Annotated in this window: 14 protein-coding genes; 9 read left to right on the top strand and 5 right to left on the bottom strand. The window is 69.9% G+C overall.

Translation table 11 applies throughout. The annotated features are described in order from the left end of the window. Positions 1-135: 135 nt before the first annotated feature. Complete coding sequence (locus AB0O76_RS31270; protein WP_365497831.1) at positions 136-1,137, bottom strand: ScbA/BarX family gamma-butyrolactone biosynthesis protein; 1,002 nt, start codon at positions 1,135-1,137, stop codon at positions 136-138. 321 nt (positions 1,138-1,458) lie between these two features. Here AB0O76_RS31270 and AB0O76_RS31265 point away from each other — a divergent pair, with 321 nt between their 5' ends. From AB0O76_RS31265 to AB0O76_RS31255, 3 genes are all read left to right on the top strand, one after another. Further along, complete coding sequence (locus tag AB0O76_RS31265; protein ID WP_365497829.1) at positions 1,459-2,082, top strand: ScbR family autoregulator-binding transcription factor; 624 nt, start codon at positions 1,459-1,461, stop codon at positions 2,080-2,082. Beyond that, complete coding sequence (locus tag AB0O76_RS31260) at positions 2,079-2,981, top strand: NAD(P)H-binding protein (RefSeq protein ID WP_365497826.1); 903 nt, start codon at positions 2,079-2,081, stop codon at positions 2,979-2,981. The genes AB0O76_RS31265 and AB0O76_RS31260 overlap by 4 nt, the downstream gene beginning before the upstream one ends. 67 nt (positions 2,982-3,048) lie before the next feature. Continuing rightward, complete coding sequence (locus tag AB0O76_RS31255) at positions 3,049-3,819, top strand: SDR family oxidoreductase (protein WP_365497823.1); 771 nt, start codon at positions 3,049-3,051, stop codon at positions 3,817-3,819. Between the two features lie 235 nt (positions 3,820-4,054). Here the strand turns inward: AB0O76_RS31255 and AB0O76_RS31250 are convergent, their stop codons facing one another. Then, on the bottom strand, positions 4,055-4,414 hold the full coding sequence (locus tag AB0O76_RS31250; protein ID WP_365497820.1) for a MerR family transcriptional regulator: 360 nt from the start codon (positions 4,412-4,414) through the stop codon (positions 4,055-4,057). 65 nt (positions 4,415-4,479) lie between these two features. Between AB0O76_RS31250 and AB0O76_RS31245 the strand changes: the two genes are divergently transcribed. Together AB0O76_RS31245 and AB0O76_RS31240 are read left to right on the top strand one after the other, a co-directional pair. Next, on the top strand, positions 4,480-5,709 hold the full coding sequence (locus tag AB0O76_RS31245) for an MFS transporter (RefSeq protein ID WP_365497817.1): 1,230 nt from the start codon (positions 4,480-4,482) through the stop codon (positions 5,707-5,709). 25 nt (positions 5,710-5,734) lie between these two features. Then, the gene (locus AB0O76_RS31240; RefSeq protein WP_365497814.1) at positions 5,735-6,115 is read left to right on the top strand and encodes a MerR family transcriptional regulator; all 381 of its coding nucleotides are present in this window, start codon (positions 5,735-5,737) and stop codon (positions 6,113-6,115) included. A 125-nt stretch (positions 6,116-6,240) separates the two neighbouring features. On the opposite strand, the gene AB0O76_RS31235 is transcribed toward AB0O76_RS31240, so the two are convergent. Together AB0O76_RS31235 and AB0O76_RS31230 are read right to left on the bottom strand one after the other, a co-directional pair. Continuing rightward, on the bottom strand, positions 6,241-6,882 hold the full coding sequence (locus AB0O76_RS31235; protein ID WP_365497811.1) for a sigma-70 family RNA polymerase sigma factor: 642 nt from the start codon (positions 6,880-6,882) through the stop codon (positions 6,241-6,243). Positions 6,883-6,930: 48 nt separating this feature from the next. After that, entirely contained in the window at positions 6,931-8,133 is a 1,203-nt protein-coding gene (locus AB0O76_RS31230; RefSeq protein WP_365497804.1) for a transposase, read from the bottom strand. A gap of 217 nt (positions 8,134-8,350) precedes the next feature. Between AB0O76_RS31230 and AB0O76_RS31225 the strand changes: the two genes are divergently transcribed. Beyond that, positions 8,351-8,962: a TetR/AcrR family transcriptional regulator gene (locus AB0O76_RS31225; protein ID WP_365497802.1), complete on the top strand. Its 612-nt coding sequence runs from the start codon at positions 8,351-8,353 to the stop codon at positions 8,960-8,962. Positions 8,963-9,162: 200 nt separating this feature from the next. Then, positions 9,163-9,921, top strand: coding sequence for a response regulator transcription factor (locus tag AB0O76_RS31220; RefSeq protein ID WP_365497799.1), 759 nt, complete (start codon positions 9,163-9,165; stop codon positions 9,919-9,921). An 80-nt stretch (positions 9,922-10,001) separates the two neighbouring features. Here the strand turns inward: AB0O76_RS31220 and AB0O76_RS31215 are convergent, their stop codons facing one another. Then, positions 10,002-10,736: an arylmalonate decarboxylase gene (locus AB0O76_RS31215; RefSeq protein WP_365497797.1), complete on the bottom strand. Its 735-nt coding sequence runs from the start codon at positions 10,734-10,736 to the stop codon at positions 10,002-10,004. A 269-nt stretch (positions 10,737-11,005) separates the two neighbouring features. Here AB0O76_RS31215 and AB0O76_RS31210 point away from each other — a divergent pair, with 269 nt between their 5' ends. Both AB0O76_RS31210 and AB0O76_RS31205 read left to right on the top strand, forming a co-directional pair. Further along, the gene (locus AB0O76_RS31210; RefSeq protein WP_365497794.1) at positions 11,006-12,157 is read left to right on the top strand and encodes an isopropylmalate synthase; all 1,152 of its coding nucleotides are present in this window, start codon (positions 11,006-11,008) and stop codon (positions 12,155-12,157) included. A 68-nt stretch (positions 12,158-12,225) separates the two neighbouring features. Then, a complete protein-coding gene (locus AB0O76_RS31205; protein ID WP_365497791.1) occupies positions 12,226-12,429 on the top strand; it encodes a lysine biosynthesis protein LysW in 204 nt (67 codons plus the stop codon). Positions 12,430-12,448: the final 19 nt, after the last annotated feature.

Raw genomic sequence — 12,448 nt, 5'->3', positions numbered from 1 at the left:
TCCCGCGTTGTCGTCGGTTGCCAACGCTCCGCGTTGTCGCCCTCCTCCGCCTTGCAGCTGCACGCACCAGGGCCCGCTCGGCCCTGCTGAATCGGAACCCGGCGCCGAAGACCGGCCTGACCCATCGGACAGGCCCTAGTAGTCACAGCTCATGGCCGGGCTCCGGCGGAGGTGGCCGCATCCTGTGCGCGCAGGATTGGTCCGCGCGGCGGGCGCGGGTGCCGGCTCGAGAGTGACGATGGTGGAGTAGCGCTCCGTGCCGTTCTGCCGCATCACGACGCCGATGCGCGTGCGGCCGAGCGCGTCGTCGGGCAGCGGCTGTGCCTCGACCCAGCAGGGGGCGTCGAATTCGACATAGCGGGAGAAGCGGTTCTCCATGGCCACGGCCACCATGGCCCGCCGGTGGCACATGCCCTGGGCGGCCTGCCGGGCGGCTTCGAGGAGCAGCATTCCGGGAACGTGGTCCAGCGGGTGGTCGAAGAGTATGGGGTGGCGGTTGTCGACCCTCAGCTGCCAGCGGTCGGGGGCCTCGGAGGGCGAAAGGACGACGTCGCGGCAGGAGGTGCGGCCGAGCCGGGACGGCGGCACGGGCGAGGGCAGCGGCAGAACCGGCTCCAGCTGGGTCTCGCCGTGTCCGGCGCGCAGCCGCCGGTAGATCGCGGGGCTCTGAACGGTGAACCGGGTATGGGACGTTGCCAGCGGCAGCCCGCCGCGCACCGCATCGATCCGCAGGGTCAGAGCGGCGACCCGCGGGCCGCGGCGCACCTCCTCCAGGCAGGTGACGTGCAGATCGAGGGAGGCAGGCAGGTACTCGGCATGCAGCGCGTCGCGGGTCAGCGAGTAGTCGTAGGTGTCCCAGACCAGGTGGTGTCCCAGCGGCACGTCGTAGGCGACATGGGAGAGCAGCGGGAAGATCTGCCGGACCGTCTCGGTGAGCAGCAGCGGATCGTGGAGCGTGTGGCGCACGGCGTAGAAGGCGTGATCGGTGGGCCAGCGGGCCGTGACGGTGAAGGAGTCCTGCGCGGTGCGGCGCCAGCCCGTCAGAAGCACCTCGGAAGCCTGGTGCTTGTGGACGAGCTCGTTCGGTACGTGGGCGGAGCGGGGCGCAGGGGCCGTGGAAGCAGGCATGGGCGTCATGGCGTACTCCTGAAACGGTGTTGGGAAAGGGGCCATAGCGGTCGAGCACGGCACGGACGGCGGGGACGGCGCCTACGAGCTGCGACGGGCGGAGGCGGGCCAAGCCCAGGGGAACAGGCCGCGAAACGGCGCGGCGCTTGCATGGCCGGACAAGCCGGGTAGGCCGGGTAAGCCGGATACATGCCTCATGCGCCCTCCCCCCAGGCTCACTCGTAACGACGGCGCGTTGGTTCCAGACGGTGGACCGCGGCGACGATCATGGATAACATAAAGGGAGTTCTTTTTTTTGTCGAATGGTGAACCAAAACAGGGACGGTGGCTATGCCGCGACTCAAGCAGGACCGGGCGGTACGCACCCGTGAGGTGCTCCTCCGCGCGGCAGCAGAGGAGTTCGACGAGAAGGGCTACACCGGAGCCCTGGTCACCAGCATCCTGGCGCGCGCCGAACTCACGGCCGGAGCGATGTACTTCCACTTCAAGAACAAGGAAGCACTCGCCGTCGCGGTGATGAACGAGCAGCACCAGGCGATCGAGCCGCGCGTGACCTCGCGCGGGCTGCAGCGCCTCGTGGACATCACCCTGGTCTGGGCCCAGCGGCTGCCCGTCGACCCGATGCTGCGGGCGGGCGTACGGCTCGCCGTGGAGCAGGGCAGTTTCGGCATGCGGGACGCCACGACCTTCCTCAACTGGCAGGCCTCCATGCTCGATTGCCTGCGGGACGCCGAGCAGGACAGGGAGCTCATGCCCGGGGTCGACCCCGAGAGCGTCGCCGAGTTCGTGGTGGGCGCGTGTACGGGCGTGCAGCTGTACGCCCAACTGGTCAGCGGCCGCGAAGACCTCGGCGAGCGCACGGTGCGGATGTGGGAGCTGCTGCTGCCGGGCATCGCCGTTCCCACCGCCGCCCGCAACATCTCCCTGGACCCGGCACGGGCGGTCGGCAAGTGACAGTGCCCGCCTGGCCGGACACCACGCCGCGCGCGGCGAAGCCGCACGGCCTGCGCATCGTCATCACCGGAGCGAGCGGCACCATCGGGAGCCGGGTGGCCCGTCTCCTCGCGGCCACCCACCAGGTGCGCTCGCTGACCCGGAACCCGGACCGGGCCGCCCGCGCCGGGGTGGCGGGGCAGATCGTGGGCGCGGACCTCGCCGACCGCACCGGGCTGCGGCAGGCCATGGCAGGAGCGGACGCCCTCCTGCTGGTCACCTTCGATCCGGAGCGGGCCGTCCACGACGCGAGCGCCCTGGCCGCGGCGCGGGCAGGCGGGGTCCGGCACGTCGTCAAGCTCTCCGCGTCCGCGGTGGAGGACCCCGGCTCCCAGGACCTGATCACCGCCTGGCAGCGGCAGTGCGAGGAACAGCTCCTGGCAAGCGGCCTGTCCTGGACGCTGCTGCGCTCACGCGCCTATATGTCCAACAGCCTGTGGTGGGCCTCTTCGATCCGGCAGGAGGGTGTCGTGCGCGCGCTCGGCGGCGCCTCGCGCAACGCCTGCGTCGACCCGCAGGATGTGTCCCGGGCGGCCGCAGCGGCCCTCACCGGCCGGCAGCACGCCGGGCGCGCCTACAACCTGACCGGACCGCAGGCGCTCTCCGCCCGGGACCAGACCCGGCAGCTGGGCGAGGTGCTGCAACGGCCCCTTCGGTACGAGGAACTGACCGAGGAACAGGCCCTGCGGCGGTGGCTCGGCCGATTCCCCGAGCCGGTCGCCCGGGCGATGCTGACCCGAGCCCGACGGCAGGCCGACGGCGTCAAGACCGAGATGACCGACGGCGTGCGGCAGGCCACCGGCCGCGCTCCGGACACCTTCCCGGCCTGGGCCGCACGCCACGCGGCGGACTTTCGCTGAACATACCGTGGGGCAATCCCCACGCAACGCACCCAACCCCGGCCTGCGGCCGAGCGGGAGGAAAGACATGAGCGCCACGCAAGGCATGCTGGACGGCAAGACGGTAATGATCACGGGAGCCTCCAGCGGCATCGGCGCCGCGGCGGCCCGGCTGTTCGCCGGCGAAGGGGCGGCCGTCGTGCTGATGGCCCGCCGCGCGGACCGGCTGCACCGGCTCGTCGAGGAAATAGCCGACGCCGGGGGCACCGCGCACGCGGTGCCGGGCGACGTGGTCCGCGAAGAGGACGTGCGGCACGCCGTCGCCGCCGCGGTGGAACGGTTCGGCACCCTGGACGGCGCCTTCAACAACGCCGGCTGGGCCTCGGCGGGCACCGTGATCCATGAGACGGACACAGCGGTCTTCGACCGCACCATGGACGTGAACCTGCGTGGCGTGTGGAACTGCCTGCGCCACCAGATCCCCGCGATGCTCGAGACCGGTGGCGGATCCGTGGTGAACACCTCCAGCGTGGCCGGGGTCCAGGCCACCGGAGCCTCCGCCGCGTACGTCGCCGCCAAGCACGCCGTGCTCGGGCTGACCCGCTCGGCCGCGGCCGAGTACGGCCGACGCGGGATCAGGGTCAACGCCCTGGTGGTGGGCAGCACGCGCAGCGAGCTGATGGAAGAGGTGCTGTCCGGGACCCCGGCACTCGAGGAGAGCTTCGTGTCCCGGTCCGTCCAGAAGCGGATGGCCGATCCGGTGGAGGTCGCACAGGCCGCGGCCTGGCTGTGCAGCGACCGTGCGACGTTCGTCACCGGAACGGCCATGCCGGTGGACGGGGGCTGGACCGCGGCGTAAGCCTCCGCCCTAGGGCCTGTCCGATGGGTCAGGCCGGTCTTTGCGCCGGGTGCCGATTCAGCAGGGCCGAGCGGGCCCTGGTGCGTGCAGCTGCAAGGCGGAGGAGGGCGACAACGCGGAGCGTTGGCAACCGACGACAACGCGGGAGGGGGCACCTCCCTGCTTGAGCGAAGCCGAGAGCTTGGGGGAGTGCGTGCCAGGGGTCGCGACCCCGGCAGGACCCATCGGACAGGCCCTAGTTGCCCCGCACGGTGGCCAAGTAGTCGGCCACCGCGTCCCTGTTGCGGATCAGGCCGTGGATGCGCTCGGTCATCTGGTCCCGCTCGAGTTCCAGCGTGGCGATGATCTCCGGCGTCGCACCGGAGACATGGATGGCCCGGGGCTGGTCCAGGCACGGGAGGATCTCCTTGATGATCCGGGTGGGCAGTCCGGACTCGAGGAGACCTCTGATCTGCATGACCCGGTCCACGAGGCACTCGTCGTACTCGCGGTAGCCGTTGGGTGAGCGGTCAACGACGATCAGCCGCTGTTCCTCGTAGTAGCGCAGCAGTCGGCGGGGCGTGCCGGTGCGCTCCGACAGCTCTCCGATACGCATGTGACCTACCTCATGTCTCTTCGCATTGACCTTCACACATGTGTGAAGGTTCGAGCATTCACACCATGTCAATTAGCGAGAAGAAGCCCTCAGTTGATCCCGGGACCGGGATCCAGGATCAAAAAGAAGAGAAACTGCCGCTGCTCGCCCTGCTGGCGCTGGCCACGGCCGTCTTCATCACGAGCCTGACCGAGACGCTGCCCGCGGGCCTGCTGCCCGCGATGAGCAGCGACCTCCATGTGAGCGAGTCCGCGACCGGCCAGACGGTGACGATCTACGCGATCGGCACCGCGCTGACGGCGATCCCGCTGACCGCGGCGACGGCGGGGTGGCGGCGCAAGCGGCTGCTCCTGTCGGCGATGGCGGGATTCGCGGTGGCCAACACGGTCACGGCCGTATCGGAGAACTACTCGCTGACGATGGTGGCCCGGTTCGTGGCCGGTGTCGCGGCGGGTCTGGCCTGGGCGCTCCTCGCGGGCTACGCGCGGCGCATGGCACCGCCGCATCTGCAGGGCAAGGCGATCGCGATCGCCATGGCGGGTATTCCGGTGGCTCTCTCGCTCGGTGTGCCGGCGGGCACCTTCCTGGGCAAGGCGCTCAGCTGGCAGGCGGCGTTCCTGACGATGACCGTACTGACCGTGCTGCTGCTCGGCTGGATCGCGGCGACGGTCCCGGACTACCCGGGCCAGCGGGCCGAGGGCCGCACCCCGATGCTGCGGGCCCTGAAGGTGCCGGGCGTGACGCCCGTCCTGGTCGTCACGCTGGTGTTCGTACTGGCCCACACCATCCTGTACACGTTCATCGCCACATTCCTGGACGAGTTGGGGATGGGCGACTCCATCGACCTGGTGCTCCTGGTCTTCGGCGCCGCCTGCCTGGTGAGCATCTGGGTCGTGGGAGCGCAGATCAACCGGCGCCTGCGGGGCCTGATGATCGGCGCCACGCTGCTGATCGCGGTGGCCGCCGCCCTGCTCGCGGTGGAGTCCGACAGCACCGCCATGGTCTATGTCGCCGTGGTGCTGTGGGGTCTGGGCTGGGGCGGCGCGCCGACCCTGCTGCAGACCGCGGCGGGTGACGCGGGCGGCGAGCAGGCCGATGCCGCGCAGGCCATGCTGGTCACCCTGTGGAACGTCGCCATGGCCGGTGGCGGAATCCTCGGCGGCATCCTCCTGGACGCCGTCGGCTCCACCTCCTTCCCCTGGACCATCCTGGTACTCCTGGTCCCGGTCCTCCTCGTGGTCCTGGCAGCCCGCGCCCATGGCTTCCCCGCCAAGCGCGCCAGCATCGGCTCATGAACTCCCGCGCCGGGCACCGCGGCCCGTGCTCATAGGAGCCATGTCCCGGCAAACAGGGGTCAGCGCACGCCTGTTGCGCTACTACGAACAACAGGGCCTGCTCAAGCCGAGACGGCGGCCCAGCGGATTCCGCGAGTACGACCACGACGATGTACGCACCGTCCAGAACATCCGGACCCTGCTGGCCGCCGGCCTCAGCACCCACACGATCGCCGAGCTGATGCCCTGCATGCTCGACGACGGCCGGACGCCGAAACCCGTCTGCCCCGACATGCTTCCCGGCCTGAACCGGGAACGACAGCGGATCAGCGACACCGCGGCCGACCTCCTGGCCGCGCGCGCTGTCCTTGACACCGTCATCGCGGCCGCACAGCCGCCCGACACCGCCGCGCGCGGCGGCCCCTAGCTCTGCGCCAATCCCCCGGGCGCAGGGACAGCGGGCTCGTATCCCCTGCGTACACGTCGCATCGGATACGAGCCCGCTTCTGTTGTGCCCGATCGTGGTCAGGCCGCCCGCAGGCCGTACGGGCGTCAGCGTGTGGATGGCGGCGCAGCAGGCGCCAGGCCGCGGTCGCGGCCGTAGTCCGCGAGCAGTGTGCGCAGCCGCCGGCGTCCCCGGTGCAGGCGGGAGGTGACCGTGCCGGCGGGTATGCCGAGCAGCTGGGATATCTCGCGGTAGTGCAGGCCCTCGATGTCGGCCAGGTAGACCACTTTGACGAATTCCGCGGGGGTTTCCCGCAGCGCGTCGAGGAGTTCGGGCTCCGGGATCCGATTGAGCACCTGCGCCTCGGCGGAGGCCAGGCCGGTGGAGGTGTGGCCGGCGGCACGGGCCAGCTGCCAGTCCTCGATCTCCGTCGCCCCCGTGTGCGGGAGCTCCGTCTGTTTCTTGCGGTAGGAGGTGATGTAGGCGTTGGTCATGATGCGGTGGAGCCATCCCCACAGATTGGTGCCCGCCTGGAACTGGTGGAAGGCCTTGTACGCCTTGGCGTACGTCTCCTGCACCAGGTCCTCGGCGTCCTCGGGGTTACGGGTCAGGCGCAGCGCCGCCGAGTGCATCCGGCGGCGGTATGCCACGGCGTCGCGCTCGAATCGCCGCGCACGCTCCTCGGTGGTCTCCTCGTCGGTGAGGCCCTGCGGGCCCATCGGTCCGGTGCTGGCCGGGGGTGCGGTCATCGCTGGTCCTTTGCCATGTGGCGCCGTGCGCTGTCGTCTTGATGGGGGTCAGACGGCTGCGGGCCGCCGTGCACCGTGCGGCAGACGGCTGTAGACGTACGCGGCGGAAGACATCGTCATGTGGTGGTGCCAGCCGGGGAACGAGCGCCCTTCGAAGTCGAGGAGGCCGAAGTCGTCCTGGAGCTTCTGCACCGTCGCGTGGGTGAGAGCGGGCCGGCGCGTCAGGGAGAGCGCCTCGTCCACCCGCCGGTCCACGAGGCTGGTGATCCAGAACCGGGTCGGCCGCCGGTGGGTGGGGGAACACTCGGCAAGGAGCCGGTAGACCCGCTGGGCGCCGGGTGCCCCGGGGCGGACGCCCGGGAGACGTACCAGGGCGGTGAACACGGTCAAGTGCCCTGCCTGGCCGCCCCGTTCGACGCTGACCAGGTACGGATGGCGTGATCCTCCGTCGCGCATGAACTGCTGGGCGCTCACCGGCAGGCCGGCGTGCCGGGGTCCTGCCGCGGATCTCGTGTGCAGCGCCGAAACGACGGGCTGTTCGGGGCGGATCTCGATGACGAAGTCCCGCTCGCGCAGGTTGAGATGGGCGGCCAGGCGGCCGACGTCGGTGGCGCAGCGCCGGTCGACGACGAGCGGGGCGGGGCCGGACAGTCCGAGGGCGGCGAGCCGGTCGGTCAGGTCGAGCAGGTGCGCCCAGACGGGCTGTGCCCGGACCGATTCGGGAACCCGGGCCCGCCGGCGCCGCCGCTGGTCGTCGGACCACGCCTCGTCCATCAGGAGCCGCCAGTCGACCGGCATGCTCTCCGAGCCGGACGTCAGGAACAGGCCGATGCCGACCTGGCAGTTGAGCGTGCGGCCGACATCGGCAACGAACCGGCGGTGGACCCCGACCGTGTGCTCGCCGCGCTTTTCGGCCAGCACCATGCCGAACGTCCAGGCATGGGCGGGCAGTTGTGCGGCGGCCTTGCGGGCCAGGGCCTCGCGGGCCGTGTCCCATCCCCACGGGCTCGCGCTGATGAACTGCTGCAGCGCCTGCGGGGCACCGGCGGACAGGGAGACGGCCTTGGCCATCTGCCGGATCGTCTTCTTGCCCGGGACCGTGAGCAGGCCGCGCAGATAGGCGTCGGCCCATCGGCGCTGGTCGGCGCGGGGCAGATAGCCGAAGACGTCCCGCATGAAGTCGGAATAGTCGGACGCGCAGCTGCTCGGGTCCTGCATCTGAGGCAGGACTGCTCGGTGCTGTACGGCCATGGTGGATCCCCTTCGGAGTGTCGACAGGCGGCACGACTCCAGAAAATATACAGAATGCTTTTTATGTTTCTAGTGGGGAGCGGGGTACGCCGCCGCTACTTCGGCAAGTCGGCGTTGTCGCGCCGGGCCCGCCTGGAGAAAGGTGTGACGCACTGACCACAACGGGCGAGAGGTGTTTGAGCTTGATGCGCACCCGGCGTGTCACCAGAGGCCGACGATGGTGACGCAGGAGCGCGCCCTGCGCACCCGCCGCGCCCTGATCCTCGCGGCCGCCACACAGATCGACGACTTCGGCTACGACGGCACCACCCTGCACCGCGTCTGCCGCGCGGCCGGTATCTCCATGGGCGCCCTGACGTTCCACTTCCCGACGAAGGACAAACTCGCCGACGCACTCCAGGAACACGGACGCTCGGCGACTCGGGCGGCCGTGCGCCAGGCCCTCGCCGTCCCGGCCTCGCCGCTGCGCCGGGCCAGAGCCCTGGTCCTTGGAATAGCCCGGCTCCTGGAGAAGGAGATCGAAGTACGCGCGGCCGCCCGGCTGGCCAGGGAGCGCCCGTCCGCCGAAGCGGACTGGACGGCGAACTGGCTCCCGGACCTGCGCGTACTGCTGGCCGAGGCACATGCGGAGGGTCAGCTGCGCGCGACGGCGGACCCCGAGACCGTGGCCGTGATGGCCGGCTACCTCGTCGCCGGCGTCGACGCGCACCTGCGCCACCGGGCCCACGCACCGGCGCCGGACGCACCGCATCCCGACCCCGTGGGTCAGCTCGCCCGGGTGTGGGACCTCATGCTCTACGGGGTTTCCGCCGTCCCCGTGACTTATTGAAGTCTGTATTTCCCGTCGGATACATCCATCGCAAGATGAAGGTCCAGGTGAGGCGGCAGGGGGCCGCGACGGCCTCCCCCGCTCTGCAGGGGGACGGCGCTCACCGACAGCTACTTCAAGGGGAGGCAGCGCATGCCCGGAACAAGCGTGAGGAAGAAACTTCCCGGACGGTCGGCCGAGTCGGAGCCGACATGGATCTGATGGACCCTCACATATCGTCCCCCCGGCTCACCGCCGGGGGACCAGGACGGCCCGCATCGGGCGTCGCGGCACACGGGTCGGCGGCTCATCGGCCGTCCGCCGCTTGGCGGTTGCTCGTGGTGGAGAACGACGCCGGTGACGCCGAGAAGCTCGTCCAGGGGCTGACCCGGCACGGGCACACCGTCGAGAGGGCGGCGACCGGGCAGGCGGCACTGCGCGGCTACCGGCACGCCGACCTGGTGCTGCTCGACCTCGAACTCCCGGACCTGGACGGCCTGGAGGTCTGCCGGGAGGTGCGGTCCGCCTCAGACATTCCCTTGATCGCCGTCACCGCCCGGGGAAGCGAGGTGGACCGCGTGCTCGGGCTCCAGGCAGGCGCCGACGACTACCTGGTGAAGCCCTACGGATTCCATGAGCTGATGGCCCGTATCGATGCCGTCATGCGCCGCATGCGGATCCAGCCCGAGGCCCAACAGGTCGTGTTGCAGGGCCCCTTGAGGATCGATTCCTTCGCGCGCGAGGTGCGGGTGCACGGGAGGCAGGTGGACGTCACCCCGAAGGAGTTCGACCTCCTGCATCTGCTGGCCTCGCACCCGGGAACCGTCATCCCGCGGCATCGCATCATGCGGCAGGTCTGGGGCGATTCCTGGTCCCGGCGCACCATCGACACCCACGTGAGCAGCCTGCGCAAGAAGCTGGGGGCAGCCGACTGGATCACCACCATCCGCGGTGTCGGCCTGCAGTTCAGCTGTCGATGACATGACGGTGGGCACCGCGGTGCCCACCAGGCCCCGTCCTGGACCACCGGCCATCGCCGGCGGTCCAGGACGTCGGCGGTTCATGCCGCGCGGGCCGGCTGCCTCAGCAGCGGGTGGCCGTCGAGCCTCCCGCCCCGCGCACCCGCCGCGAGCCGCGCCCACCAGGCACTGGCCAGGTTCGAGGACAGCAGTACCCGGTCGGAGCGGGCGCCGAGCTCGTCCAAGGCTTCCAGAGTGAACATCCCGGTGCCGGTGAACAGGACCGCCGCATCGTCGGCGAGACCGTGGCGCTCCACCTGCTCGAGGATGGCCTCGGTGGTCACCGCGTAGGGGTCGTAGCGATCACCGGCCGGCACGGGCACCACCTGGTCGACGGCGAGTCCGGCCTTCGCCCAGTAGCCCCACGAGAGGTCGGTCAGCCACGGCTCGTAGGGAGACACGAGCGTCAGCCGATTCACGCCGAGCGTCTCGCACGCCGCGAGGATCGCCAGCGTCGAGGACAGCACCGGGAAGCCCGCCCGGTCGCTCAGTTCGGCACAGAACGCCCGGTCACCCTCGGGCGACAGCAGGTAGTGCGAAGCGCTGCAGGCCACCACCGCAGCATCAAGAGGCAGTTGACCGAAGCCGGCCAGGACATCGGGCAGCACCTCGTTGTACGTCTCGAGCATGTCCCGCAGCCCCTTGCCGGGGGTGACCGGGAAACGGGACGTATAGACATTCATTCCTGAGTCGAGGAAATGGCGGAACTCGGGCTCGGCCGTGGGGTTTTCCGGAGGAACCACAAGCCCGAGTCGCGGCACTGAAGTAACAGTCATGACGGCATCACCCATCTGTCGGTGGCTTCTTCTGAAGGCTTTTCCCCCAGGTCTCCGTGATGGTAATCGTGAACTCCCGCCACCGGCAGCGGGCATTGGCCAATCAACGGACCTCTGACATTCCGTGACGTTGCCTGACAGAGCCCGAACACGGAAGGCCTTGACGGTAGATACTCCGGCCAAAGAAGCTGGTCACAAGCGCCCAACACGATTCCCAGGGTCCGATTCCGGTAATTCAGCAGCAGGTTCCGAAGGAAAGAGTGCGTGCAATGTCAGCAGCAGAAACCCGAGAAATCCAGGGAATACAACCCCGCATTTCCGATGCGACCCTGCGGGATTCCGCCCATATGGCCGGCGTGGAGTTCAGCGCCAAGGACGCCGCGGTCATCGCCGATCTGCTGGTGAAGACCGGCGTGGAACTGGTCGAGGTGGGCATGGTGTCCGGCCCCTCCTCGAAGGACGCCGATCTCATCCTGGCCACCCACGAGGCCGTGGGCCCCGAACACAGCCTGACCCTGGTCGTGGTGAGGGACCGTCAGCAGGTTGCGTCGGCGCTGGACGAGGCCCTGCGCCTCGGCGTCAGGTCCGTCATGTTCTCCATCCCCACCTCGCAGGAGCACGCGCAGCTCAAGCTGGCCTCGCCGAGCGCGAAGTACCTGACCTCGGTCGCACGCGCCGCCATCGAGGGGGCCAAGGAGCGCGGATTCCACGTCACCTTCAGCGGCGAGGACGGTGCCCGCACCCCCAAGGAGCGGCTCGTCCCCTACGTCACCGCGGGCTTCGCGGCCGGAGCCGACCGGTTCCGTCTCGCCGAGACCGTCGCGTACCTCTCGCCCTGGCAGATGGAGGAGAAGATCGCGGATCTCACCGCGATCGACGGCTCCGAGATCGAGATCCACTCGCACAACATGCTCGGCATGGCCGTGGCCAACTCGCTGGCCGCCGTGCGGGCCGGCGCCCAGTGGATCTCGGCGACGGTCGGCGGCATCGGCGAACGGGGCGGCAACGCGCCGTTGGCCGAACTGCTGACCTCGCTGCGCGTCATCCACGGCGACACCCGCTTCGACCTGTCCCACCTCACCGAGCTGTCGAAGGTGGCGCTGGCAGGGGCGGGCCTGGGCGAGGCCTTCCAGTCCGGCCCCACCACCGAGCACGCCTTCGCCTACGAACTGCCGGGCCAGCTCACCAACCCGGAGGCCTACGAGACCCTCCCCGCCGAGCTCGTCGGCAACTCCCGCGAGCTGCGCGTCCGGTCCCGCCTGACGGTTCCGCTGGTCAAGTGGGCGCTCGCCGACGAGGGCCGCGACCTCGACGTCGATGCCTTCACCAAGTGGCTCACGGCGCGTCAGGAGCAGGACGGACGCCCGCTGCTCGACCGGGACGCCATCCGCAAGGCCGCCGTCGACTTCCTGTCCGGCTGAGTCAGCACAACGACTCACAGCTCATGTCTCACAGCTCACATCTCACAGCTCATATCTCTGGAGGAAACATGTCCACGCCCACTTCCACGCCCACTTCCACGCTCACCGGTGAATGCCCCGAGTGCGAGACCGACGTCACCACCCCGCCCATGGACAAGGGCGAAACCCTCGGCTGCCCCGAGTGCATGCTCACGCTCCGCGTCGAGGACGTCCAGGACGGCACGCTCGCCCTGCAGATGGTCGAGGTCAAGCTCCGCGACTGGGGCCAGTGAGAGAGACCGGAAGCAAGGA

This window comes from Streptomyces sp. NPDC086554 (assembly GCF_040686095.1).
Lineage (GTDB): Bacteria > Actinomycetota > Actinomycetes > Streptomycetales > Streptomycetaceae > Streptomyces.
This window is presented reverse-complemented; position numbering and strand designations above follow the sequence as displayed.

Excerpts from the sequence above, each read along its gene's own strand:
- AB0O76_RS31270 (WP_365497831.1), bottom strand. The coding sequence starts at position 1,137 with ATGACGCCCATGCCTGCTTCCACGGCCCCTGCGCCCCGCTCCGCCCAC.
- AB0O76_RS31265 (WP_365497829.1), top strand. The coding sequence starts at position 1,459 with ATGCCGCGACTCAAGCAGGACCGGGCGGTACGCACCCGTGAGGTGCTC.
- AB0O76_RS31255 (WP_365497823.1), top strand. The coding sequence starts at position 3,049 with ATGAGCGCCACGCAAGGCATGCTGGACGGCAAGACGGTAATGATCACG.
- AB0O76_RS31250 (WP_365497820.1), bottom strand. The coding sequence starts at position 4,414 with ATGCGTATCGGAGAGCTGTCGGAGCGCACCGGCACGCCCCGCCGACTG.
- AB0O76_RS31245 (WP_365497817.1), top strand. The coding sequence starts at position 4,480 with ATGTCAATTAGCGAGAAGAAGCCCTCAGTTGATCCCGGGACCGGGATC.
- AB0O76_RS31235 (WP_365497811.1), bottom strand. The coding sequence starts at position 6,882 with ATGACCGCACCCCCGGCCAGCACCGGACCGATGGGCCCGCAGGGCCTC.
- AB0O76_RS31230 (WP_365497804.1), bottom strand. The coding sequence starts at position 8,133 with ATGGCCGTACAGCACCGAGCAGTCCTGCCTCAGATGCAGGACCCGAGC.
- AB0O76_RS31225 (WP_365497802.1), top strand. The coding sequence starts at position 8,351 with ATGGTGACGCAGGAGCGCGCCCTGCGCACCCGCCGCGCCCTGATCCTC.
- AB0O76_RS31220 (WP_365497799.1), top strand. The coding sequence starts at position 9,163 with ATGGACCCTCACATATCGTCCCCCCGGCTCACCGCCGGGGGACCAGGA.
- AB0O76_RS31215 (WP_365497797.1), bottom strand. The coding sequence starts at position 10,736 with ATGACTGTTACTTCAGTGCCGCGACTCGGGCTTGTGGTTCCTCCGGAA.
- AB0O76_RS31210 (WP_365497794.1), top strand. The coding sequence starts at position 11,006 with ATGTCAGCAGCAGAAACCCGAGAAATCCAGGGAATACAACCCCGCATT.
- AB0O76_RS31205 (WP_365497791.1), top strand. The coding sequence starts at position 12,226 with ATGTCCACGCCCACTTCCACGCCCACTTCCACGCTCACCGGTGAATGC.